Here is a 22955-nt window from a genome sequence, read left to right on the forward strand (position 1 = left end):
CTACCATATTCAGAGAGCAATATGACCCCAAACATAATCCGCACCCTGACACTGTTACTGCTTGGGCTGAGTCCTGGCGCCTGCGGCGTGACGTATACCAGTCCCCGCGTCTCCAACCAGTTAGACAGCGTCGCTGTTCGTGAGGTCGACCTGACCGCGCAAACGGTTCTGGTGGCCAATCGTTCCAACGCCTACACTCCGCGCCGATTACCGGCATCCTTCTATGACACCGCCGGAACCGGCGCCGCCACCCGGCGGCTTGGTGCCTTACCCCCCCAACCTGACGTGCCGCGGATCGAGCCCCAGCCATTGGAGCTTCGACCGCCGCCTCGGGTCACACCACCGGCCTATCGGTTGGGAACTGGGGATACTGTCACGCTGAAAAGAGGTGGGCAGCTGGCGATTAGCCAGAGCACGCCTTCCGGGGAGTATACTGTCCGTTCGGACGGATCGATTTCCGTGCCCGACATCGGCACCGTACGCGTAGCAAACCGATCGTTGCGCGATGCTGAGGCTGCTGTCTTCGATGCGTTTGCCGCGCGTCAGATCGACCCGGCATTCTCGCTGGAACTAACTGGGTACAACTCGAAGCGCGTAGCGGTTGGCGGGCTGGTCGCTGCACCTCAGAATGTTGCGATAACCGTTGTGCCTTTGACCCTGAACCAGGCAATCGCCGCTGCCGGTGGACTCACGACACACGACCGCGACTATGGCACGATCAGAATTTACCGAACCGGCGATCTCTATCAGATTCCGATGAAGGATTACCTTCGGCGTCCTGATTTGCAGCAGCTGAACCTGCTCAACGGGGACGCCGTTTTTGTGGATACAAGCTATGATCTGGATCGCGCGCTGGGGTACTACCGCGACCAGATCGATGTGATCAGCCTGAACCGGCAGGCCCGGGCGGATGCCCTGACTGAACTGGACCTCGCGGTTGGTCTGCAACGGGACGAATTGACGGAGTCTCGCACCAACTTCACCACCCGGACCGAGTTGGGGGCAGAGCAGCGCGACTATGTCTACCTGGGTGGAGAGTTCCGCAGCAATGCGCGCCTGCCGCTGCCTTACGGCCAGCACCTTAATCTCGCGGATGCGTTATTCGGTCAGGGTGGGTTCAGCACCCGAACAGCGGATGCCGCACATATCTATGTACTGCGTAGCTCGCCTAAGCCCGAGGAATTCGGTGCCGTCACTGCGTGGCATCTGGATGCCCGCAACCCGGCGGCCCTATCGGTGGCCGCGCGGATGCAATTGCGGCCCAACGACATCGTTTTCATTCAGGAACAACCAATCACGACATGGGGTCGGGCACTGGATCAGTTCCTGCCCTCGCTGGTCAATGCGGGGCTGGATGCGGCAAATGGGTGACCTTTCAATGAGAAACCCCTTGACGTTGCCGAGGGGAACGTATCCCTGATGGCAAGGGTTCCATATGCGTCTGAGGGTTTCATGAAACGGGTTCTGATCACAGGTACGGCCGGATTCATCGGGTTCCATCTGGCAAAGCTGCTGCTGTCCGAAGGGTTCCGTGTGCATGGCTATGACGGGATGACCGACTACTATGACGTCGCCCTGAAACAGCGCCGTCATCAGATGCTGCTTCAATCTCCTGGCTTTACAACGACCGAGGATCTGCTGGAAAACTATGACCGCCTGATACAAGTGGCGGAGGAATTCCAACCTGATGTAATCGTCCATCTGGCCGCTCAGGCTGGGGTTCGCTACAGCCTTGAGCATCCACGCAGCTATATCGACTCGAATATTGTTGGCACTTTCAACGTGATGGAAATTGCCCGGCTGCAAAAGGTGGACCACTTACTGATGGCGTCAACGTCTTCGGTTTATGGCGCAAATGAAGAGATGCCGTTTACTGAGGTCGAAAAGGCGGACACCCAGCTGACCATTTATTCTGCTACCAAAAAGGCGAATGAGGCAATGGGCCACTCCTATGCCCATCTTTGGGATCTGCCGACCACAATGTTCAGGTTCTTTACGGTCTACGGCACCTGGGGTCGGCCTGATCTAGCCCTGTACAAATTCGTTGACGCGATACTCGATGACCGCCCGATAGACATCTACAACCATGGTGACATGTATCGGGATTTCACCGATGTGGATGATCTGGTGCGCGGGATCCGGCTGCTGATCGATACTCCTCCGGTCCGCCCTGCAAACCCGGAAGAGATTGAAGAGGGAGACAGCCTGTCCCCCGTCGCTCCTTACAGGGTTGTCAATATTGGCAATGGAGACAAGGTTCGCCTGCTGGATTTCATCGATGCCATTGAAGAGGCTGTGGGCAAGAAGTCCATCCGCAACTACATGCCTATGCAAATGGGCGATGTCCCGGCCACCTGGGCCAATACCGATCTTTTGCAACGCCTGACCGGTTACCGCCCGCAGACCGATTTCAAGGATGGCATTGCCCGTTTCGTCGAATGGTTTCGCGACTATCACGGCAAATAATCGAAGCTTTCTTTGGGATTGAATCTCGAGTGATAACGACCCGAGGCACCCTTTGACCGCAAGGGGTGAGGCTTTTTGGGTCGCGCTCGGCCAGTCTGCCCTACTGGTCGGAGGGCTGTTGCTGCTGCGCGTTCAAACTGAATTACTGAGCCCCGAGGCATACGCAAAGTTGGCGCTCGCGATGACATTGTTCAGCTTCGGCCAGGTGGTTGTGTACGGAGGGCTAAACCAATCGATCACGCGCCTATATGCCCTGGCACCGCGTTACGGAGGGCGGAATGCCTATTACATGTGCGCTTGGCGCAAGTATCAGCGCGTGTCTTGGGTTTGGTCCGTCACTCTGTGTGTATTGGCTCTGGCGGCTTGGGCATTTGACTATCCGGAATGGGCCTGCCTGATCCTGGTCGTTCTGCCCTATTCGTTGCTTAACGGTGTGGTTAGCGCGCTGATCGCGCTTGGAAACGCAGCGCGCGCTCGAATTTTGATTGCGCTGCACCAGGCGGCGGATGCCTTTCTAAAAATTGTGCTGGTTCTACTGGCTGCACGTTTCGTTGGGACAACAGTGCCGGTATTGTTCGCAGCCTACGCTACAAGCAGCCTGTTGGTTTTAGTATCGCTGTCTATCCGGCACGCACCGCGAGGGATTGAGGTAAAATGCGGTAAAGAGCTTACAATAGACCCGGTGTTTTCACGTTTTGCCCGGCCAATTTACACATGGGCGCCATTCACATGGCTTCTGTTGGTGGTGGATCGGTGGGCGTTGCAGAGTTTTGCAGATGCTCACTCGCTGGCTCTTTACGCGGTTGCTGCTCAAATGTCGCTGGCGCCAGCACGTATTGGTATGTCAGCTATCCTGCGCTTCCTGAGCCCACGGTTGTTCGATCAACTCGAACAGGATGAGGCGGCGGCGATTTACAGGCTCTGGCGAGTGACTTTCTGGGCGCTTGGGTTGACGGGGATGGCCTTTGTCATTGCTGCCCTGTTTCACACTCAAATTGCGCGGTTGCTGGTCGCGCCGGAATACCAGGAAGCTTCGGTTTTCTTGCCATGGCTTGTATTGACCGCTGGTTTCACAGCCAGCGCGGAGCTGATTGCATTGCACCAGTTTGGTGCCATGAATAGTGCCGTGCTGGTGCGCCCGCGCGTTTCCACCGCTGTTCTGGGAAGCGCGTTGATCTTACTGGGCGCGTGGCAATTTGGGATTTGGGGCGTTGTCGGTGCGCAAGTTGGCCAATCTGCCTTGTTCCTGAGTTGGGCCATGATCATATCCCATACACCGGGCGTTCGTCCGGCGTGATCACCCTGCCCCAATATCAAATTCCTCTTATCGCAGTGCTGACCGTATTCGTGTTGCACAACGCGCTCAGGCGAAACCTGGTTACGGCCTGCATGTTGGCTACGGTACTTGCCTACTCGGTTTATGTTCTGGCCATTGATGTAACAGGTCAGATCGAACAGGTTCGTGTGTTTGCTCAATTACCACCTGCCTTTGTCACGGCCAATTGCGCAATACTTGGTGCCTTCACCCTGTGCTTTCTGTCAGGCTGGTGGATCGTAACTCGGCTGAGAATTCCAGCTCTTGCGCTCTCCCAATCCGATGGTGGTGTTTTGGGTCCGCTTGTGGCGGGCCTTGCGGTGGTTGCGATCTCTGCGGACGGCTGGTGGTTATTCGCTCCCTATCCTCAGAACAAGGGGCTTTTTCAGATGATCCCTCTGGGCGGTGCAGGTGCTATGGCCAATCTACTTATTCTGATTGCAGTTAACCGGGCACGTGGAACCGGGCATCACTTTCATCTGGCCCGTACTGCATTCTGGGCGGTTGTTATTCACTATGCTTTAGCCGGGGATCGCGGATCGCTGTTGTTTCTGTTGGTAGGAGCTTACGGGTTTTACCTTGTAGGGATGTCGCGTCTTGGCTGGCGCGCTATGCTTCAGACCGTAATTCTGGCGGCAATACTTTTGGTTGCACTGGATCAGATCTCTTACCTGAGATCTTGGGGTATGCAGGCACCCTCGGCCGAGGGCAGCTTTCTGACCGAGATTGATCTGTTACCGCAGTCCATCGCGCATATGTTTTATGCGATCACCATCCGTTTGTCCGGATACCAGACCTACTGGGGCGGTGCGGCAGAGTTTCTGGTGACGTTGTGGGTACAGATTGTGCCGTCAGGTCTTTTGCGCAGCCTTGGCGTTACGTTGTACAACGGCCCGCTTATGTTATCCGGTTTTGCAGTGCATGGTGGCGGTTTTTTTGTTCCCGCCGAGTTGTACTTTGCCGGAGGGTTCCCGACTCTGATCCTGATCGCCACCTACTTTGGGGCGTTGGCGGCCTTGCTTGACCAATTGGCGGCGCGGAAGGGCGATACGTTGCTGGTCACGCTCGTTCTGCTTGTGGCAGCTTCCAGCTTTTACACAATGTTTTATGGGGTCCAGGCGGTACACCGGATGCTGACTCTACCGTTAGTCCTGCTGGTTGGACGCTCTGCTTTGCTGGCTCTTTCACGCCGGATGAAAGTGCAAAGCGTTTGGTAGATCGCCCGGTTCAAGACGCCCGAAAAGGGCGGGTGCAATGGCTGGCGCGAGGCCTGTCTAGCCACGCTACCCGGACTTATTGCGGGTCGCTGGGCCGCCGTCGTTCAATTGCAATTTGTGGCTATCCGAGGTCTGGAACATCTTGGATTGGGGCAATTCTGGGCGCCTACTATGGGTTGCCCGTGCCTCGGCATTATTCGTGGCCTCAGCTCTATTCACAGGTGCTGCACGGGCACGACCTGAGCCTGGGTGGCTTGAAAAAGGTTTTCTACATCGTGCGCTCACCGTATGAGCTTTTCCCGTCCCTTTTTGTGAAACGCTACGGCATATCAACCCCGGCTCGTCGGGATAGGGACCGGTTCGCCGGTTTTCTAAAGGCCGAGCTTTCCAACCCATACGAGTCTCCACATCCTTGGGCGGATCACATCGCCGCCGCTGTCGAGCGATATGGAACGGATACGATTTTGACCTACACCGCTGATCCAAAGGTAATGGCAAATCAGTTGGCGCGATCAATCGAGCGGTTCGACGGATGTTGCGATCGAGAGCGCCTGTCGGCATTGGCTGCAACCCGTCATTCAGGTCAGAAAGCGCCAACCACTGTTACCTCGGATGCAGCGCGCAAGTTCGACTGGTTCACTACGGACAGCCATACGCTGGTGCAGTCCGAATTACGGCGCTTGAATACACTCTGCCCAGGCGCTGGGTTTGTTGAAAAGTTTCAATTTCAGTGCAAATAAGAACTTCCGCCCCAGCCGCAAAAAATGGCCTCACCGTTTTGCACGCCATCCCCTCAATCGCTTTGCACCACGGCGGCCCCAGCCAGAGCGTTGCGGGCTTGGTCACCGCTATGGCCGAACGGTCCTTGGGGCGGGTCGAATTGATCTGCGGTCAAGATACGCAAGAGCCTTCGATCCAAGGTTTGGCCGCGCGACACACCGTTCAATACGCCTTCAGCCGTTTCTGGTGCCCCAAGCCCGGCTCAATGGCTCGGATGGATCGAGCCATAAAACGGGTAGACGTGGTTCACGTGCATTCATACTGGAACGGGTTCGCGTCGATCATGATCGTGCTGGCACGTCGTGCCGGTAAGCCGGTTGTGCTCTCTCCGCGAGGGTCTCTGCAAAAATCGGCGATGGCGCAATCATCACCTGCTGCAAAGGCGGTCTTTTCGCAACTTATCGGTCGTGGGCAACTGGCGACCGTAACCGGCTATCATTTTCAGACACTAGCAGAAGCGCAAACCAGCTTTGGTACCGCGGGTCGACCGTCCGTCATCATCGATAATGGCGTCAATCTACCGGCGAAAAATGCCTCTCGTGCCGAGTTAAGGACAAGGTTATTCGGGCAGGCGGCGCAGGACTTGAACTTGGTGTTTTTAGGCCGCATAGCGCAGATCAAAGGGATTGATCTCCAAATTGAGGCACTGCGTCTGCTGTGCGACCGCGGCCTCGGTGCTCATTTGCATCTAGTTGGGCCAGATGGCGGTGACCTAGGCCGATTGGTGTCTATTGCCCGAAATCTTGGTGTGGCCGATAGGCTTCACATTCATGGGCCGGTCTATTCTGAAACAAAGCACAATTGGCTGCGAGCAGCGGATGCCGTGCTGATGTCTTCGAAGTTTGAAAACAACTCGAATGCGGCGCTCGAAGCAATGGCCGCAGGCGGCACGTTGATCGGAACAGAGGGTACAATTGCCGATGGGCCAGCAGCAGCTGGCGCTGCGATTAGCGTTCCGCGTGAGGCCGCAACGCTTGCGCAGGTCTTGTGTCGGCTCCCGGTCCCCCTCTTGCGCGGGAATGCGCGTGCCTTCATGCGCAACCATCACGACTGGGGTAGTCGAGCACAGCGAATGCTGGAGTTTTACGAAAGCCTTTTTTGACTGATATTTCAACAAACCGGAAGGCGCGGAAGTATCCGCGTCGCATTCAGGCGGCCCGCGTGCTGTGGGCTTTCGCTGCGCCCTTGTTTCGCCTCAGCCCGCGTCCTTTTTGGGGGTGGCGCCGTTGGCTGTTGCGCAGATTTGGAGCGTCTGTCGGGCGCGACGTCCATGTATTTCCCACCGTTTCGATTACAATGCCTTGGAACCTTACCCTGAGAACGCAATGCGCTGTCGGGGACCGTGCCATCCTTTATGCCTTGGGGCGGATTGACATCGGAGCCAGAACAACGATCTCTCAAGGTGCCCATCTGTGTGCAGGAACCCATGACCATCGCAGTAACGACCGGCTTTTGTTGACACCTCCGATCCGGATTGAGTCTGACAGCTGGATCGCGGCGGATGCATTCATCGGACCGGACGTCTGCGTAGGTAAGGGCAGCATCGTCGGCGCTCGGGCCGTGGTGATGAAGTCGGTACCCGATGGTCAAACCGTGGTCGGCAACCCGGCACGCGCCCTGAACGAATGCTGACCGTAATCATCCTGACAAAAGACGAAGAACCGCATATCGCACGAGCGATCTCTTCGGTTCAGCCCGTTGCTGCTCGGATAGTTGTTGTAGACAGCGGGTCAGCGGACGCAACATGCCGAATTGCCGCCGATCTGGGTGCAGAAGTACTGCACAACTCATGGCGCAATTATGCGGAACAATTCAACTGGGCGCTAGATCAGGTGTCAGATCAGTCTGAATGGATTTTGCGATTGGATGCAGATGAGATTGTCAGCCCACCGCTTTGTTTGGAGATTGCCCGGCAACTGCCGGAACTTTCATCAAATGTCGCCGGTGCTTACGTCCCGCGATACATGAACTTCCTGGGCGGCCCTGTACGCCGCGGCGGGCTATTCCCCGTCGAAGTGCTGCGTCTGTTTCGCGCGGGGAAGGGTCGGTGTGAAGCTCGTTGGATGGATGAACATATCAAGGTTCAGGGGGAAACGGTGCGGTTGTCCGGGCATGTTCTGGACGACAACCTCAAACCACTGGGCTGGTGGATCGACAAGCACAACACATATGCCAGTCGCGAAGTGGTAGACCTGATTAACCTACGGCATCAGTTTCTGCCGTATGAGACCATTGCCGCGGCCAAAGGCGCACAGGCCGCGCGCAAACGTTGGATCAAAGAGGTTTTCTATTTGCGCCTTCCCCCGGGTTTCCGCGCGGGGGCCTATTTCCTGTGGCGTTTCATTTTTCGGCTCGGGTTTCTGGATAGCCCGCAGGGGCGCAGATTTCACCTGCTCCAAGGGTTTTGGTACCGTTATCTTGTCGACGCGAAACTACGCGAAGTAGAGGCCTATATACAGGTGCATTCCGTGGACCCGCCAACAGCGATTCAGGCGGTGTTGGGCATCGATACCCACAAATAAAAAACGGCGCCAAATGGGCGCCGGTTTTTATTTCTTACCCGCCGAAATCGTCGAGCATGATGTCTTCGCGATCCACACCCAGATCCAGCAGCATGTTGATCACTGACTGGTTCATGATTGGCGGGCCGCACATGTAGTATTCGCAATCTTCCGGAGCCGGGTGGTTTTTGAGGTACTCTTCGAACAGGACGTTATGGATGAAGCCGGTATAGCCTTTCCAATCGTCTTCAGGCTGAGCATCCGACAGGGCGACGTGCCATTCGAAATTGTCAAACTCTTCGGCCAGCTGGTCGAAATCCTCGACAAAGAACATCTCTTTCTTGGACCGCGCACCATACCAGAAGCTGATCTTGCGGTTGCGGTTCTCAAGACGCTTGAGCTGATCGAAGATGTGGCTGCGCATCGGTGCCATTCCGGCACCACCGCCGATGAAAACCATCTCTTTGCCAGTCTCGCGGGCGAAGAACTCACCAAACGGACCTGAGATCGTGACTTTGTCACCCGGTTTCAGGTTGAAGATGTAGGATGACATCTGACCCGGTGGGATGCCCTCAGACCCCGGAGGCGGCGATGCAACGCGGACGTTGAGCATGATCATGCCTTTTTCGTCCGGATAGTTCGCCATCGAATAGGCGCGCTCGATCGGTTCGTTCACGATGGATTTGTATTGCCACAGATTGAAGCGATCCCAGTCCTCGCGATACTCCTCTTCCACGTCGAAGTCGGTGTAGCTGAGCTGGTGTGCCGGCGCTTCGATCTGGATATATCCACCAGCGCGGAAGTTCACATCTTCTCCTTCGGGCAGATCCAGCGTGAGGGCCTTGATGAAGGTCGCCACGTTCTCGTTCGAACGAACCGTGCATTCCCATTTCTTGACGCCAAAGACCTCTTCGGGAACTTCGATGTCCATGTCCTGCTTGACCGCCACCTGACAGGACAGGCGGTCACCGCAAGCAGCCTCGCGCTTGGTGATATGGCTTTCTTCGGTCGGCAGGATCGACCCGCCACCGGAATGTACGCGGACCCGGCACTGGGCGCAGGTTCCGCCGCCGCCACAAGCCGATGGAACAAACAGCTTCTCGGCCGCCAGCGTTTGCAGCAGCTTGCCGCCCGCAGGCACGGCGATGGTTTTCTCGCCATTGATGGTGATGTTGACGTTGCCGGTCGAGACAAGCTTGGACCGGGCCGCCATGATGAGCGCCACCAGCGCCAAAACGATCAGGGTGAAAAGGGCAACGCCCAGGGTAAAAGTTTCCATTCGCCCCTCCCCTTACAGCTTCACGCCCGAGAAGGACATAAAGGCCATGGCCATCAGTCCCGCGGTGATGAAGGTGATACCAAGACCTTGCAGGCCGTCCGGAATGTCCGAATACTTCAGCTTTTCCCGAACACCGGCCATTGCGGTGATCGCCAGCGCCCAGCCAAAGCCGGAAGACAGGCCATAGGTCGCCGCTTCGGCAAAGTTATAGTCCCGCTCCACCATGAACAACGAACCACCAAGGATGGCGCAGTTCACCGTGATCAGCGGCAGGAAGATCCCCAGTGCGTTGTAGAGCGGCGGAAAATACTTATCGAGCACCATTTCCAGAATCTGCACCATCGCGGCGATCACACCGATATACGAGATCAGGCCGAGGAAGGTCAGGTCCACATCCGGGAAGCCAGCCCAGGCCAGCGCACCCGGTTTCAGCAAATAACTGAGCAGGAGGTTGTTCGTGGGAACCGTGATCGCCTGCACGACCATGACCGAAATACCCAGACCCAGCGCCGTTGAAATCTTCTTCGACACGGCGATGAAAGTACACATGCCGAGGAAGAAGCTGAGCGCGAGGTTTTCGACAAAGATGGCCTTAACGGCCAGAGAGATAAGCCCTTCCATCAGTGCGCCTCTACCTGCTGGATTTTGTATTCACGTTCTTCGACCTGGTTCGGCTTCCATGTGCGGAAAGCCCAGATGATCAGACCGATGATGAAGAACGCCGAGGGCGGCAGCAGCAGCATGCCGTTGGGCACGTACCAGCCGCCATTGTTCACGGTCTCCAGAATGGTGACGCCGAACAGCGATCCTGCCCCGAATAGCTCGCGGATGAAACCGACCAGCAGCAGGATCAGACCGTAGCCCATGCCGTTGCCCATGCCGTCAATGAAAGACGCGACCGGCGGGTTCTTCATGGCAAATGCCTCAGCACGGCCCATCACGATACAGTTGGTAATGATCAGACCTACAAAAACCGACAGGGTTTTGGATATCTCAAAGGCATAAGCCTTGAGGATCTGGTCCACCAGGATCACCAGCGATGCGATGATCACCATCTGCACGATGATCCGGATGGAACCGGGGATCTGGTTGCGCAGGCATGAGATGAAAAAGGACGAGAACGAGGTCACAAAAATCACTGCCAACGCCATCACGATCGACACCTGCAGCGACGAAGTCACCGCCAGCGCCGAACAGATCCCCAGCACCTGCAAGGTGATCGGGTTGTTGTCGATAAGCGGATCGACCAGCATTTCTTTCTTGGTCTGGGACATCAGAGATCTCCTGCTTGCAGTTTGGCAAGGAACGGACCAAAGCCCGCATCGCCCATCCAGAATTTCACCAGGTTATCGACACCGACCGAAGTCAGCGTGGCCCCAGCCAGCGCATCGACATAGAAATCTGGTCCAGCAGCGGGCTGCGACTTGGCCACGGTGATCTGAAGGTCGCCTGCATCGTCGCGTAGTTTCTTGCCATTCCACAGCGCTTTCCAGCGTGGGTTGTCGACCTCGGCGCCTAGTCCGGGGGTTTCACCGTGCTGATAGAATTGAAGGCCATAGATATCGTTGCCGTTGTTCTCCAGCGCGATAAAGCCGTAGAGCGTGGACCACAGGCCATAGCCATGCAGCGGCAGGATCACCTTGTCCAGATCACCTGCATCGTCACGCAGAAGGTAGATCACGCGGTACTTGGCTTTGCGGCCAATCCCTGCGGGGTCATTGTCCAACGCGACGCTAAGCGCAGGGTCGCTGGCTGCGGCCAGATCGTCAAATGTGGCCGGGTCGAACTGATCGTCGACAAACTCACCTGTGGCAAGGTCCAGCACATGCGGTTCGAACGCAGCAAAGGCCTCGGTCACGTTGATGCCGGGTTCGTAGACACCCGCCACCTGCAGAACGTTGACCTGCTTGTCCTTAAGTTTGTTGGCTTCTTGAACCGGGCGCAGGCTGACCGCTGCGGCCGATACGATCATCGAAGCTACAAGGCAAACGGCGACGGCGACAAAGATCGTCTTGCCAACGGAATCCGGCGAAGCCGCCAGGAACCGGGCAATCGCGCCTTTCGGTGCGTCGTGTTTTGCTGGGGGTTGCGTATCAGACATGGCGACGCGCCCTCCGTTTGATGTTTGCCTGAACGACGAAATAGTCGATCAGCGGCGCAAAGACGTTGCCGAACAGGATTGCCAGCATCATGCCTTCGGGGAAAGCCGGGTTCACCACACGGATCAACACAACCATGATACCGATCAGCGCGCCATAGATATAGCGGCCCAGATTGGTGTGGCTGGCCGAAACAGGTTCGGTCACCATGAAGGCCAGCCCAAAGGCGTACCCACCCAGAACAACATGCCAATACCACGGCATCGCGAACATTGGGTTGGTGTCCGATCCAATCAGGTTCAGCAGCCAAGTAAAGGCGATTGTCCCGGCCAGACAGCCCACGATCAGGCGGTAATTGGCAATCTTGGTCATCAACAGGAAGGCCAGACCAATGATACAGGCCAGCGTCGATGTTTCGCCAAAGCTACCCTGAATGGTGCCGTAAAACGCGCTCCACCAGGTGATACCGTCCGCGGCCAGCGCCTGGAAACCATCAGCCGCCGAAACTGCCAGAGCCGTCGCGCCCGAGAACCCGTCGACAGGTGTCCAGACCGCATCGCCCGACATCTGAGCCGGATAGGCAAAGTACAGGAACGCGCGACCCACAAGTGCTGGGTTGAGGAAGTTCTTGCCGGTGCCGCCGAATACTTCTTTACCGATCACAACGCCGAAGATGATACCCAATGCCACTTGCCACAATGGCGTCGTTGCAGGCAAGATCAGCGTATAAAGCATTGAAGTAACAAGGAAACCCTCGTTCACTTCGTGACCCCGAACGGTGGCGAAGATCACCTCGAAGATACCGCCTGCCACGAGTGTGACGATGTAGATTGGCAGGAAATAAAGCAGCCCGTGCATGGTGTTGGCAAAGATGCTGGACGGGTCCAGTGAGATGCCGAACATCTGCAAGAGGGCGATCCGCCATCCAGTCGCGGCCTCCGGACCCAGCGTCGCGATGGCCGAGTTGGCCTGATAGCCGGTATTCCACATTCCCCACAGGATACAGGGGATCGTGGCGATCACGACATAGGTCATGATCCGCTTCATATCCACGTATGACCGGGCATGAGGCGCGACCGTGGTTACGGTTTTCGGAGTGTAGATAAAGCTCTCGACCATCTCGTAGATGGGAAAGAGTTTTTCGTACTTGCCGCCCTTGGTAAAGTTCGGCTCGATCCGGTCAAAGAAGCTGCGCAAACCCATTCGGCTCAGCCCTCCTTTTCAATCTTGGACAGGCAGTCGCGCAGCGCCAGCCCGTATTCATATTTCGCCGGACAGGCAAAGCCCACAAGGCCCAGATCCTCTTCGTCCAGCTCCAGCGCACCCAGCGCTTGTGCGGTGTCGGTGTCCATCACCAAAAGCGCGCGCAGCAGCTGCGTTGGCAGATAGTCCTGCGGCATCAGCTCCTCGAACGTACCCGTAGGTACCATCGCGCGGCGTCCACCGTTCAGGTTGCTGGTGAAGGCATAAAGCTTTTTCGCAAAAGCCGACCCGAGAACCGGTTGCACGGCGTATTTCGATGGCATCGGAAGGATCCATCCCATCGTGATCTGATCGGGATCTTCGCGAATGATAGTGATTTGACGCGCAAACCGGCCAAGATAGGCGTGCGGACCTTCGGCATGTCGACCGGACAGGATCGAGCCCGAGATAATGCGCGCCTTCCCGTCCAGATCGATCTCGTTGCGGGTCAGTTCGTCTGTCGAAGCTCCCATGACGGTCCGGATCAGACGCGGCTGGCGTGCACCCGGCCCGGTCAGAGCGATCACGATATTAGGATCCAGATGACCGGTCTGCATCAAGCGACCGATGGCGATCACATCTTGATAGCCGATGGTCCAGACCTGTTTGTCACCTACCAGAGGTTCAAGGAAATGGATATGCGTACCCGCCAGCCCTGCCGGATGTGGCCCAGAAAAACCAGCGGCTTCGACACCTGGCAGATCAGTACCGGAAATCGAATCGCCTTCCTTCTGACAAAGGTAGGTCTTGCCATCGGTCAATCGAGATACGGTGGCCAGACCAGCGGTAAATGCCTCGTTGGCATCGGCAATTATCGTTGCTGCATCGGGCGCCAGCGGATCTGTATCCATCGCAGTCACGAAGATTGCCGCCGGTTTATTACCCGGCTCTGGCATCTTCGAATAGGGACGCGTTCTGAAGGCGGCCCACAGACCAGCAGCACAGAGTTTGGCAGTAATGCCTTCTGCACTTTCCCCGTCGCCAATGCCCGAGAAATCAACACCGGTGTCATTGATGTCTGACACTTCAATGACGACGCTCTGCAAAACCCGACGGGCACCGCGGTTGATCGCGACGACCTTGCCGCTAAGCGGTGCGACCATCATCGCATCGGGAGCATCCTTATGGCAGAATATTGGCGTGCCCCGTTGCACGTCATCGCCTTCTTGCACCAGCATCCGGGGTTTCAGGCCGATATAATCACCGCCTAGAACGGCAACCGTGGAAAACTCCGGTCCTGGTTGAATGGTCTGATCGGGCGCGCCTTCTATCGGCAGATCCAACCCTTTTTTCAGTTTGAAAGTTTGCATGTGGCTACGTTCTTCCAAGCTTCTGTCCTGCGCCTTCTATCTGCGACGCCCTTTAGGGGACATCCAATAGCGTGGCTTTTTTCGGCACCGGTCGCAAAAGCGTCGAAAACCGTCCAAAATCCGTAGGCGTTACTCCGATTAGGGCTCCTTTACGCGGGGACGGGGCTAAACGCAAACCTGTTACCGCAGAAACTGAGGTCTGATCATCACTTTCATACAAATTTGGACCAATTCTGAACAGTTTGACCAGACCAATTTGCCTGTCGCACCCCAACGACATCCGGTATAAGCAGCCGAAATGGAAAATACTGAAGAACTTGAGATATTCCTGATTGCCACTCCGGGGCTAGAGGCTCCTTTGTTTGCGGAAACCGTTCAAAATGGATTCGCAAGTGCTAAGATCGTTCGTGGCGGTGTGGTCTGCCGAGGCAGCTGGCGCGAGGTGTGGCGCGCTAATCTCGTGCTGCGCGGGGCAAATAAGGTCCTTGTGCGCTTGGGCAGCTTTCCCGCAGTGCATCTTGCCCAGTTGGATAAGCGCGCCCGCAAGTTTCCCTGGCCCGACATTTTGCGCGCCGACGTCCCGGTCAAGGTTGAAGCGACCAGTCGAAAATCCCGCATCTATCATGCCGGGGCGGCGCGCCAGCGAGTTGAAAAGGCCATTTCTGAAACACTTGGGGCCACCATTTCGCCGGATGCTGCCTTGCGCGTAATGCTGCGAATCGAAAAGGACATCTGCACCTTCTCGGTCGACAGCTCGGGCGAGCCCCTACACAAACGCGGCCATAAACCCGCCGTTGCCAAGGCTCCGATGCGTGAGACCATGGCAGCGATGTTCTTGCGTGAATGCGGATTCGATGGGACCGAACCGGTACTGGATCCGATGTGCGGCTCAGGTACATTTGTGATCGAAGCGGCGGAGATCGCGTCCGGGCTGTATCCCGGCCGATCCCGGCAATTTGCGTTCGAAAATCTTCTGACGTTCGACAACGATTCCTGGCAGGATATGCGGCGCAATGCGGTTGCGCATTCGCCAGACCTGACATTTTGGGGTTCGGATCGAAACGCAGGCGCCATTGAGGCGTCTTCGACAAATGCCTCGCGTGCCAACGTTGGGGACATCACCCGGTTTCAGCAGCGCTCTATCGGCGAGATAAAACCGCCGGATGGCCCTCCGGGTCTGGTCATTGCCAACCCACCCTATGGTGCGCGGATCGGAGACGAGAAACGGCTGCGTTCGCTTTATGGCAGCCTTGGCAAAGTTTTGATGTCCCGGTTTCAGGGCTGGCGGGTCGGGATCGTCACCAGCAACGCTTCACTGGCACGTTCGACGCGCCTGCCACTGTTGCCACCTGGCCCGATCGTCGACCATGGTGGTACGAAAATTCGTCTGTATCGAACGGATGCACTACACTGACCTAGCCTCCATTTACGAGATTCGCCCCATCGCGGAAAACGAACTCGGATATAGCGAAAATTCAGGCCTTGATTCAGCTGTAGTGGCAATCGCCATAATCACGCATCGCGCTGTGCGATCCAGTCGTGGTCGGGATCGTTCTTGAACCGCCATTTTCGCATCGGACCGGCCATTACATTCAGATAGTACATCTCATACCCGTAGGGAGCGCCACAGGGATGGTGTCCCTTCGGGACAAGAACCACGTCACCATCCTTGACGGCCATGGTTTCATCCAGGCTGCCATCCTCGGTATAGACCCGCTGAATCCCGAAACCTTGCCCCGGACTTATCCGGTGATAGTAGGTCTCCTCCAGGTAGGTCATGTTGGGGAAGTCATCCTCGTCATGACGGTGGCTGGGGTACGAAGACCAGTTGCCGTCAGGTGTGAAAACCTCGGTTACCAGCAAGCTGTCGGCCACGTCGCGACCTTCCATGGCGATGTTATTGATGTACCGAGTGTTCTGTCCCGAGCCACGTGGCGTCAGTTCGATCCCCTCTGGTCCGAGACGGCTGGCGGGGTAGTTTCCTTCGCCCGGCGCGCTGCACACTGCTAGAACGCATCGGGTGGTGGCAGTCGCGGACCAGGCATTGTCATTGGGCACATAGGCGCAATGCGGTGGCGTCTTTTCAAACACGCTCATCCGGTCGCCCATTTCACCAAAATCCAGATTGTCGCAAGACAGCTTTGCCTTACCTTCGACCAACACCAGAATGACTTCTCGGTCACCGGTCGCCTCGGACACGGTTTCGCCCGGCTCCAGATGATAAAGGCCAAAGCCAACGTAACTCCAATCGGAGCTTTGCGGGCCTTTTGCGCTGGCCACAGTGATGTCATGTACTTTGCCTGCGGGCGCTGTTGGTTTGCGCAACAGATCAGTCATCTGAATTCTCCGGTTTATAGGTCAACAACAAAGCGTATGCGCAGACAGCACCAGCCCCTCCAAATACAAGAGCCCACCCAGGAGATCCTGTCAAAAATTCAAACCCGGCCCATCCCAGACAGGCAGCAACCAAGACAACCCGCACCCAGAGCGGTCGGAACCAGGGGTGAGAAGTGTCAAACATCGCCCACTCGACCTCTCTCCAGCCCGATGTCGCGGGCGGTCTGCTTCAGAGAGGCCAGACCCATGGACTGATAGTCATACGGGTTGCGCGCCTCGGGGTCCTGCTCAGCCTCGATGACGATCCACCCGTCATAGCCCTTGTCTTTGAGCACGCGTAACAAAGGGGTAAAGTCGATGCCTCCTTCAGGGTCGCCTGGCACGGTGAAAACACCGGCCCGGACACTATCCATGAATGGCATGTCTGTTTCGCGCACTCGCTTCATTACATCGGGTCGCACGTTTTTGGCGTGAAAGTGGCGCACCCGGTCGGCATATTTCTCAAGCACCGGGACAGGGTCCTGTCCGTTGGACCCGAAATAGCAATGGCCGGCATCGAACAACAGTTTGGTCGCCGGACCAGTGGATGCCATGAAGGCGTCGATCTCGGTAAGAGTTTCAACCACTGTTCCCATGTGGTGATGATAAACCAAATCAATGCCCTGATCCGAGCAGTATTGGGCAATCTCTTCGACTTTTGCTCCGAATTCTGTCATCTCATCGGTGTTTAGAACTGGCGCGTCGTTGACGGGTACGTCAAGACCTTGCACCGAGTTTGACGTTTCGCAGACGATGCACACCTTGCAGCCATTGTGCTTGAGCTTGTCCAAGTGCGGTTGAATCGCGGCCTTCTCCTCTGAAACCGAATGCGCCAGCAGGTTCATAGAATGCCAACCGGAAATAAACTGCAGGCCATGCCCGCCCAATAGCTGCTTCAACGCCTCGGGGTCGTTCTGCGGCCATCGGTGGCCGTTTTCGATCCCATCGAAGCCGATCTGGCTGGCCTCAGCCAGAATCTGTTCGGTAGGGATATGCGCGCCTAGGGTCTGGTCGTCGTCATTGGCCCAGGCGATGGGGTTCGTTCCGTATTGGATCATGAATTTATCCGTCTTTACATTCAGTTCAGGCGTGCACGCAGAGCTGCTTTTTTACCACGCGCAAGGGGTTCTTCCAGTTCCGCAATCGAACCTACGTGAGTGCTGGCCGCCTCCATCGATGCCGTATGCGCGGCAAAGTCGATATTTGACGGGTTCACGTGATGGGTGTGGTTCAGCAAGTTGTTGAACTCGGCACCCCCAGTGCCACTTTGCAGTCGGTTGATGCAGCCAAAGCGCCGGTTGTCGGGGATCACAGCGGTGATCTTGACACCCATCATACAGGCATTGGCGTAATCCAGCGCAGTTGGCCAGTTATCGTCATCCAGCCAACTTTTGAGAAAGCCGGATATGAACCCGTCCCCGGCACCCAAAGGGTCACTTTTGCGAACAACAGCCGCGTCAGTCACCGCTCGGATGGCCTGCGGAGCCGCGTTTGCGTCCGCAGTGCCGCGGGCAATGTAAATCTCCTTTCGGTCCCCGGCGATGAGATCGAACTGGTGAAGGATCGATTGCAGCATCTTCGTCACCTTCGCGCTTTCAACATGACGGCCCTCTCGGCCGCCATGCCCATCAACACCCCACCGATTGGATGTCTATTGCTGTCCGCACGCCACATTATCGCGCCAGTTCCACCGCCTTAAGCGCCGCTGTTTCAGGCCGCGCGCGGCGCAGATCGACCGAGGATCGGCTTATGGTGAGAAGTCCCAGGGTCTTTGTCATGGCCGCCTCAGAGAATCTCACTCACCGAGACAACACGCCCCTCGGCCACGGATTTCAAAGCCGCCTCGGACAGGGCCAGCGCCATCATACCGTCATATCCCGATGGAGATGCTTTCGCGCCATCACGAATTGTGGCGACAAAGGCGGCGATTTCAGCCGCATAGGCCTCGGTATAACGGGTCATGAAAAAATCATGCAGTGGAGGGCGGGTGTACCCGTTGGCGTTTGCGATCTCGATGGAAACAGGCCGCTGGTTTTCGGCCGAAACCAGCCCCTCGGAGCCTAGCACTTCGACACGCTGATCATAACCATAAGAAGCGCGGCGCGAGTTCAGTATGGTACACTGCTTGCCGCTCGCTGTGGTCAGAACCACAGTGGCAGTGTCAAAATCGTTGTGGTCACCAACTTTGGGATCGACCAAAACCGAGGCCGTGGCCATCACCGTCGCGACGTCTTCGTCCAGCAGAAAACGAGCCATGTCGAAATCGTGAATCGTCATGTCCCGGAAGATGCCACCGGATACGTCGATATACTCATACGGTGGCAGGCCCGGGTCGCGTGAGGTGATGGTGATCTGCTCGACGGCGCCCAATTTGCCATTTGTGATTGCCTGTTTGACCGCACCAAAATGGGGATCGAAACGACGATTGAAGCCCAGCATCAGGCGGGCATTGTTTTCTTCCGCAACCGTCAGGCACGCCCTGACCCGATCAAGATCCAGATCGATCGGTTTTTCGCAGAAAATCGCCTTACCAGCACGCGAAAACTGCTCAATGAGGTCGGCGTGTGTGTTGGTGGGCGTGCAGATGATCACCGCTTCGATGTCTGGGTCGTTAGCAATCTCGTCAGTGCTTCGAACTACGCAGCCATACTGGTCTGCGATACCCTGCGCCGCTTGCGGGAACGCATCCGATACGGCTACAAGCTTAGCATCCTGATTTCCCTCAATCGCCTGAGCATGCACTTTACCTATTCGACCTGCTCCGAGCAGGGCCATTCTTATAGTCATTTCACACCTCGATATTGCACATCCTGCCCAAGGTCAGTCCGGTTCGCTGGGTTGCTGGTACACCCGGAAGGTTTAACTTAGCAGCGTTCGGAACATTCGATGAGAAAGCTCGGGTTACGTTGGGCTCCGACTGAGTTTGGAAGGTAGTGTGACTCAAGCAATTCAAACAGAGCCAAATCAACTGTTAACCAACTAAAATCACATCAAAGGTGATGTGAAATAGCTTTGCTATGATGTATTTAAATCATCAAAGGCTTTCCGGCACAAAAATCTCTGGCTGCAGGAATATCTGTCGGGGTTCACCTGCTGAATGTTCAGAGCAGGCTTCTACCATCGTTTGAACCAACGTTTTGCACAACCGATCCAACGGCGTGCTACAGATCAAGCTTACATACCCGTCCTGAAGGGCGCTCTGGGACAGTCGGGTCAGTTCGTTGACCGCTATTGCAACCTCGCCAGGGTCCCGGTTTTCGCGCACCGCCTGAATCGCGCCTTCCATGCCCCCTCCGGCGACAAAAACCCCTCTGAGATCTGAATGCCGGTGCAACAGATCCAGCATTGCCTCATAGGTCACGTTCCGAGTTTCCAAGTTGACCAGTGTTTCCAGCAAATGGTGATGCGAAGAGTGCTCCCGAAGGTAACTGCGAAAGCCGGTTTCCCTCAACTCGTGACCATGCCACCGGCTGCCTCCAACAAATACCGCAATTTTTCCTTTGCGATGAGTGACACTATTGACCGCCCAACCTGCAATACGACCAACTTTCATATTGTTTAAGCCGATATAGGCATGCGTCAGCCCCTGACCGAAATCGTTCAGAAGTGAAAAGACAGGCGTGTTGGTTTCTCGTAAATCCCGCACAGTGCGTGATACTTCGTGGTGGTTTACGGCCGTTGCCGCAACGACGTGATTTCTCCGTCCCAACTCGGCCAGAAGCTTGGCATGTTCATTGGGATCCTGTGATTTCGCGTAAACGATTTCAGCCTGCCCTCGGATACCCGGATATGCCAAAACATGCTCTTCAAATTTCCGTGCAAGGCTTTGGTAGAACTCCTGATTTTCCTTTTGCAGCAGAATACCCAGCTTCCGAACGGTAAAACTCGACCGCAGTCGGTCGCGCAGCAGCGGTACGGCATGATAGCCAACGGAAACCGCTGCGTCGTATACTTTGCGCTTGGTTTCTTCCCTGACATTCCCACGATCATTCAGCACGCGGTCCACAGTCGCTGTTCCAACACCCGCTGCACGCGCAATCTCCGAGATCGTTGAACGTTTTGACATTCGGCCTCCGTACACACCGTGATTGAAATCACAACGTGATGATGCCTTTACATCAACTGTGAGTTTTTCGCTACAAAGTCATGGTCACGCTCGGTGCTGTTTGGTCATCCTTCAAGGATGCCTCCTTCGTAGACTACACGCTGGAACCTAAACGAAGGGCATATCATCCCGTCAGTCGCTGTTCTTGCCGACGGTAAAATAAAACATGTCTTCGACAAAAAGCTCGACCGCGCGCCTGCTCACGTGGGTCGATCGAGTGGCCAGGTAGAAGGTCGAATTCCACTGCAATTTGTCTGGGGCAAGATCCCTGAGCTTTTGGAAGTGCATCCAGTTTTGTGCGAAGTGCACCGGCAAAGTTCCAAGATAATGCCCGGTTTCTATCAGCGCTGCCATTGCTTCCATATTCGCAACGACGGCCCTTAACTCTGTCGTTTTTATCTCCGGCGAAACGGACATGTCGTAAGAGCGCTGGCAAATCTGATATTGGGAAAGAACATCAGGACTGATTTCTTCATCCGGAATGTCGAACAACGGATGGCCATGCCCACAATATAGCCGGTGTTCCTCCTGACAAAGCTTGGTGTAGCTGAGTTCTGCCACATGATTTCGGAAGGGCGCGATGGCGACGTGCAGATCGCCGGTGATCAACCGCTGCGTCAATTCGGTAGGCGAGGCAACTACCATCTCCAGTCGGACTTCGTTCGGGCGATCCAGGAACCTTTTTAGCGATTTGGTCAGGTGCAGATCTGCGAGCGTATTGACCGTGTCCACAATACCGATCCTCAGATCCCCAGTGACAGCGTCACGCAATTCCAGCAGCTCGGCATCAAAATCCCGGACATTGCGCAGAATCTCACCCGCTTTCCTGTAGGCGATTTCGCCCCGCTCGGTCAGGCGAAACCCGCCGCGCCCGCGCTCGCACACCCGGTACCCAAGCGCCGCCTCCAGGTCACGAATTCGAATGCTGATCGCCGATTGAGTGATGCCTAGCGCGTATTGTGCATCGGTGAACCCGCCGCATTCGACCACCGTCACGAAGGTTTCCAACAGTGTATTTCTGAGCAGTTTCAATGCCTATTTACCCTATGAGTTCTGATGCAGGATTACATAAAACTTCCTCATGTGAACATAATCAATATGATATTTTTTTGTGTATTTTTCTGTGCTGTGCTGGTCACCAACCTGAAGACTGCAAAGGACCATAGGGAGGAAACCTGCATGACATTTACCCTACGACACGTGAGAACAACTGCCACAGTTGCCCTGCTTAGCCTAACACCGCTCGCCGCTTTGGCCGAGGACTGGAAATTCGCCATCGAAGAGATTCCAGGCTCAATCATGGATGCCTATGCGCAAGAGTTCAAATCGCGCATCGAAGCGGCCACAAATGGTGAAGTAACCGTGACCGTCTATCCGATGGGCACCTTGGGCACGCCCACCGAGACGGTCGAGCAGGCTGCGGACGGTGTGATCCAGTTCACCAACGTTTCGATTGGCAACCTAGGCACCATCGTGCCGGAAAGCCAGGCGTTCCTGCTGCCATATCTGCTGCCCTCTGACCCGGCGGCGATTTCGAATATCCTCAGCACGTCGGAAACCATTTACGGCCCGCTGAACGACGATTTCCGCAAGCGCGGTCTGGAAGTCATGACCATGTATTCCGAAGGCCCGCAGGTCTGGACAACAAATCGTGAAATCCGCACGCCTGAAGATTTCGAGAACTTCAAGATGCGTGTGATGGTTTCGCCTATCCTATTGGAAACCTACAAGAACATGGGTGCCAGCCCGACGCCGCTGCCGTTTGGTGAAGTGTTCGGCGCGCTTCAGCTGGGTGCTGTCGACGGTCAGGTCAACCCGATCCCGACTATCGAAGAGATGAAATTCTACGAAGTCACCAGCCACCTGATCTGGGCTGGTGAGCAAGAGCTTGTCACCACCGTCGTGGCCGGATCGGACTGGTTCGAAACCCTCAACCCTGACCGTCAGCAGCTGGTGCGCGACACCATGGCGGACATGACCGGATTCATCGATGGCGTAGTCACCGACTTTAACCAAAAGCGTCTGGATATCATCAAGGAAGCCAAACCGGATATCGGGCTGGTTGTGCTGACAGAAGAAGAGCGTGACGCTTTCCGCGAACGTAGCACCGGCACCTCTGCCGCCTATGTCGAAACTGTTGGCGACCGTGGTCAGGAATTGCTGGACTCGCTTCAGGCAGAACTGTCGGGCAATTAATCCCTCCCCCCAAACCACGCGCAACACCTCCTCACGCACTTTGTGCGTGAGGGCTTTCAGAAAATGGGA

General features: G+C 56.1%; 22 protein-coding genes. 10 read left to right on the top strand and 12 right to left on the bottom strand.

Annotated features, from left to right (window positions below):
* The first annotated feature begins 21 nt into the window (after positions 1 to 21).
* From AC2TDA_RS15350 to AC2TDA_RS15385, 8 genes are all read left to right on the top strand, one after another.
* Positions 22 to 1371, top strand: coding sequence for a polysaccharide biosynthesis/export family protein (locus AC2TDA_RS15350; protein ID WP_480879557.1), 1350 nt, complete (start codon positions 22 to 24; stop codon positions 1369 to 1371).
* Between the two features lie 81 nt (positions 1372 to 1452).
* On the top strand, positions 1453 to 2466 hold the full coding sequence (locus AC2TDA_RS15355) for an NAD-dependent epimerase/dehydratase family protein (RefSeq protein ID WP_480879558.1): 1014 nt from the start codon (positions 1453 to 1455) through the stop codon (positions 2464 to 2466).
* A gap of 52 nt (positions 2467 to 2518) precedes the next feature.
* The gene (locus AC2TDA_RS15360; protein ID WP_480879559.1) at positions 2519 to 3763 is read left to right on the top strand and encodes a lipopolysaccharide biosynthesis protein; all 1245 of its coding nucleotides are present in this window, start codon (positions 2519 to 2521) and stop codon (positions 3761 to 3763) included.
* A complete protein-coding gene (locus AC2TDA_RS15365) occupies positions 3760 to 4998 on the top strand; it encodes a hypothetical protein (protein WP_480879560.1) in 1239 nt (412 codons plus the stop codon). Before AC2TDA_RS15360 ends, AC2TDA_RS15365 begins: the two co-directional genes overlap by 4 nt.
* Before the next feature lie 182 nt (positions 4999 to 5180).
* Positions 5181 to 5738, top strand: a complete 558-nt coding sequence (locus AC2TDA_RS15370; RefSeq protein WP_480879561.1) for a hypothetical protein — start codon at positions 5181 to 5183, stop codon at positions 5736 to 5738.
* Positions 5729 to 6880: a glycosyltransferase gene (locus tag AC2TDA_RS15375; RefSeq protein ID WP_480879562.1), complete on the top strand. Its 1152-nt coding sequence runs from the start codon at positions 5729 to 5731 to the stop codon at positions 6878 to 6880. The genes AC2TDA_RS15370 and AC2TDA_RS15375 overlap by 10 nt, the downstream gene beginning before the upstream one ends.
* On the top strand, positions 6877 to 7410 hold the full coding sequence (locus tag AC2TDA_RS15380; RefSeq protein ID WP_480879563.1) for an LbetaH domain-containing protein: 534 nt from the start codon (positions 6877 to 6879) through the stop codon (positions 7408 to 7410). The genes AC2TDA_RS15375 and AC2TDA_RS15380 overlap by 4 nt, the downstream gene beginning before the upstream one ends.
* Positions 7404 to 8300, top strand: coding sequence for a glycosyltransferase family 2 protein (locus AC2TDA_RS15385; protein ID WP_480879564.1), 897 nt, complete (start codon positions 7404 to 7406; stop codon positions 8298 to 8300). The genes AC2TDA_RS15380 and AC2TDA_RS15385 overlap by 7 nt, the downstream gene beginning before the upstream one ends.
* Positions 8301 to 8334: 34 nt before the next feature.
* On the opposite strand, the gene nqrF is transcribed toward AC2TDA_RS15385, so the two are convergent.
* From nqrF to AC2TDA_RS15415, 6 genes are read right to left on the bottom strand one after another with little or no spacing between them, the layout of a single operon-like run.
* Positions 8335 to 9558: an NADH:ubiquinone reductase (Na(+)-transporting) subunit F gene (gene nqrF, locus AC2TDA_RS15390; RefSeq protein ID WP_480847378.1), complete on the bottom strand. Its 1224-nt coding sequence runs from the start codon at positions 9556 to 9558 to the stop codon at positions 8335 to 8337.
* A 12-nt stretch (positions 9559 to 9570) separates the two neighbouring features.
* A complete protein-coding gene (gene nqrE, locus AC2TDA_RS15395; RefSeq protein WP_010441340.1) occupies positions 9571 to 10179 on the bottom strand; it encodes an NADH:ubiquinone reductase (Na(+)-transporting) subunit E in 609 nt (202 codons plus the stop codon).
* Positions 10179 to 10832, bottom strand: a complete 654-nt coding sequence (locus tag AC2TDA_RS15400; protein WP_480879565.1) for an NADH:ubiquinone reductase (Na(+)-transporting) subunit D — start codon at positions 10830 to 10832, stop codon at positions 10179 to 10181. The genes nqrE and AC2TDA_RS15400 overlap by 1 nt, the downstream gene beginning before the upstream one ends.
* Positions 10832 to 11659 (bottom strand): Na(+)-translocating NADH-quinone reductase subunit C, encoded by an 828-nt coding sequence (locus AC2TDA_RS15405; protein ID WP_480847376.1) that lies wholly within the window; start codon positions 11657 to 11659, stop codon positions 10832 to 10834. Before AC2TDA_RS15405 ends, AC2TDA_RS15400 begins: the two co-directional genes overlap by 1 nt.
* The gene (locus tag AC2TDA_RS15410) at positions 11652 to 12860 is read right to left on the bottom strand and encodes an NADH:ubiquinone reductase (Na(+)-transporting) subunit B (protein ID WP_480879566.1); all 1209 of its coding nucleotides are present in this window, start codon (positions 12858 to 12860) and stop codon (positions 11652 to 11654) included. Before AC2TDA_RS15410 ends, AC2TDA_RS15405 begins: the two co-directional genes overlap by 8 nt.
* 5 nt (positions 12861 to 12865) lie before the next feature.
* A complete protein-coding gene (locus tag AC2TDA_RS15415; protein WP_480879567.1) occupies positions 12866 to 14209 on the bottom strand; it encodes a Na(+)-translocating NADH-quinone reductase subunit A in 1344 nt (447 codons plus the stop codon).
* Positions 14210 to 14507: 298 nt separating this feature from the next.
* On the opposite strand from AC2TDA_RS15415, the gene AC2TDA_RS15420 reads away from it, so the two are divergent.
* Positions 14508 to 15623 (top strand): THUMP domain-containing class I SAM-dependent RNA methyltransferase, encoded by a 1116-nt coding sequence (locus AC2TDA_RS15420; protein ID WP_480879568.1) that lies wholly within the window; start codon positions 14508 to 14510, stop codon positions 15621 to 15623.
* 98 nt (positions 15624 to 15721) lie between these two features.
* Here AC2TDA_RS15420 and iolB read toward each other — a convergent pair whose 3' ends face one another.
* The 6 genes from iolB to AC2TDA_RS15450 form a co-directional block, all read right to left on the bottom strand.
* Positions 15722 to 16546 carry a 5-deoxy-glucuronate isomerase gene (gene iolB / locus AC2TDA_RS15425; RefSeq protein ID WP_480879569.1) on the bottom strand — a complete coding sequence of 275 codons (825 nt, stop codon included), beginning with the start codon at positions 16544 to 16546 and terminating at the stop codon, positions 15722 to 15724.
* A 176-nt stretch (positions 16547 to 16722) separates the two neighbouring features.
* Positions 16723 to 17643 carry a myo-inosose-2 dehydratase gene (iolE, locus tag AC2TDA_RS15430; RefSeq protein ID WP_480847370.1) on the bottom strand — a complete coding sequence of 307 codons (921 nt, stop codon included), beginning with the start codon at positions 17641 to 17643 and terminating at the stop codon, positions 16723 to 16725.
* 20 nt (positions 17644 to 17663) lie between these two features.
* Positions 17664 to 18161: a PfkB family carbohydrate kinase gene (locus tag AC2TDA_RS15435; protein WP_480879570.1), complete on the bottom strand. Its 498-nt coding sequence runs from the start codon at positions 18159 to 18161 to the stop codon at positions 17664 to 17666.
* 209 nt (positions 18162 to 18370) lie between these two features.
* Positions 18371 to 19372 carry an inositol 2-dehydrogenase gene (gene iolG / locus AC2TDA_RS15440; protein ID WP_480879571.1) on the bottom strand — a complete coding sequence of 334 codons (1002 nt, stop codon included), beginning with the start codon at positions 19370 to 19372 and terminating at the stop codon, positions 18371 to 18373.
* A gap of 247 nt (positions 19373 to 19619) precedes the next feature.
* Positions 19620 to 20651: a LacI family DNA-binding transcriptional regulator gene (locus AC2TDA_RS15445; RefSeq protein ID WP_480879572.1), complete on the bottom strand. Its 1032-nt coding sequence runs from the start codon at positions 20649 to 20651 to the stop codon at positions 19620 to 19622.
* 171 nt (positions 20652 to 20822) lie between these two features.
* Positions 20823 to 21722 (bottom strand): LysR family transcriptional regulator, encoded by a 900-nt coding sequence (locus AC2TDA_RS15450; RefSeq protein WP_480879573.1) that lies wholly within the window; start codon positions 21720 to 21722, stop codon positions 20823 to 20825.
* A 147-nt stretch (positions 21723 to 21869) separates the two neighbouring features.
* Between AC2TDA_RS15450 and AC2TDA_RS15455 the strand changes: the two genes are divergently transcribed.
* Positions 21870 to 22886: a TRAP transporter substrate-binding protein gene (locus AC2TDA_RS15455; protein ID WP_480879574.1), complete on the top strand. Its 1017-nt coding sequence runs from the start codon at positions 21870 to 21872 to the stop codon at positions 22884 to 22886.
* Positions 22887 to 22955 lie beyond the last annotated feature (69 nt).

Source organism: Ruegeria sp. HKCCD6426 (assembly GCF_057221115.1).

What these genes read in the sequence shown, in the direction of transcription:
- AC2TDA_RS15350 (WP_480879557.1), top strand. Translation starts at nt 22, where the DNA reads ATGACCCCAAACATAATCCGCACCCTGACACTGTTACTGCTTGGGCTG.
- AC2TDA_RS15355 (WP_480879558.1), top strand. Translation starts at nt 1,453, where the DNA reads ATGAAACGGGTTCTGATCACAGGTACGGCCGGATTCATCGGGTTCCAT.
- AC2TDA_RS15385 (WP_480879564.1), top strand. Translation starts at nt 7,404, where the DNA reads ATGCTGACCGTAATCATCCTGACAAAAGACGAAGAACCGCATATCGCA.
- nqrF (WP_480847378.1), bottom strand. Translation starts at nt 9,558, where the DNA reads ATGGAAACTTTTACCCTGGGCGTTGCCCTTTTCACCCTGATCGTTTTG.
- nqrE (WP_010441340.1), bottom strand. Translation starts at nt 10,179, where the DNA reads ATGGAAGGGCTTATCTCTCTGGCCGTTAAGGCCATCTTTGTCGAAAAC.
- AC2TDA_RS15400 (WP_480879565.1), bottom strand. Translation starts at nt 10,832, where the DNA reads ATGTCCCAGACCAAGAAAGAAATGCTGGTCGATCCGCTTATCGACAAC.
- AC2TDA_RS15405 (WP_480847376.1), bottom strand. Translation starts at nt 11,659, where the DNA reads ATGTCTGATACGCAACCCCCAGCAAAACACGACGCACCGAAAGGCGCG.
- AC2TDA_RS15410 (WP_480879566.1), bottom strand. Translation starts at nt 12,860, where the DNA reads ATGGGTTTGCGCAGCTTCTTTGACCGGATCGAGCCGAACTTTACCAAG.
- AC2TDA_RS15415 (WP_480879567.1), bottom strand. Translation starts at nt 14,209, where the DNA reads ATGCAAACTTTCAAACTGAAAAAAGGGTTGGATCTGCCGATAGAAGGC.
- AC2TDA_RS15420 (WP_480879568.1), top strand. Translation starts at nt 14,508, where the DNA reads ATGGAAAATACTGAAGAACTTGAGATATTCCTGATTGCCACTCCGGGG.
- iolB (WP_480879569.1), bottom strand. Translation starts at nt 16,546, where the DNA reads ATGACTGATCTGTTGCGCAAACCAACAGCGCCCGCAGGCAAAGTACAT.
- iolE (WP_480847370.1), bottom strand. Translation starts at nt 17,643, where the DNA reads ATGATCCAATACGGAACGAACCCCATCGCCTGGGCCAATGACGACGAC.
- AC2TDA_RS15435 (WP_480879570.1), bottom strand. Translation starts at nt 18,161, where the DNA reads ATGCTGCAATCGATCCTTCACCAGTTCGATCTCATCGCCGGGGACCGA.
- iolG (WP_480879571.1), bottom strand. Translation starts at nt 19,372, where the DNA reads ATGACTATAAGAATGGCCCTGCTCGGAGCAGGTCGAATAGGTAAAGTG.
- AC2TDA_RS15445 (WP_480879572.1), bottom strand. Translation starts at nt 20,651, where the DNA reads ATGTCAAAACGTTCAACGATCTCGGAGATTGCGCGTGCAGCGGGTGTT.
- AC2TDA_RS15455 (WP_480879574.1), top strand. Translation starts at nt 21,870, where the DNA reads ATGACATTTACCCTACGACACGTGAGAACAACTGCCACAGTTGCCCTG.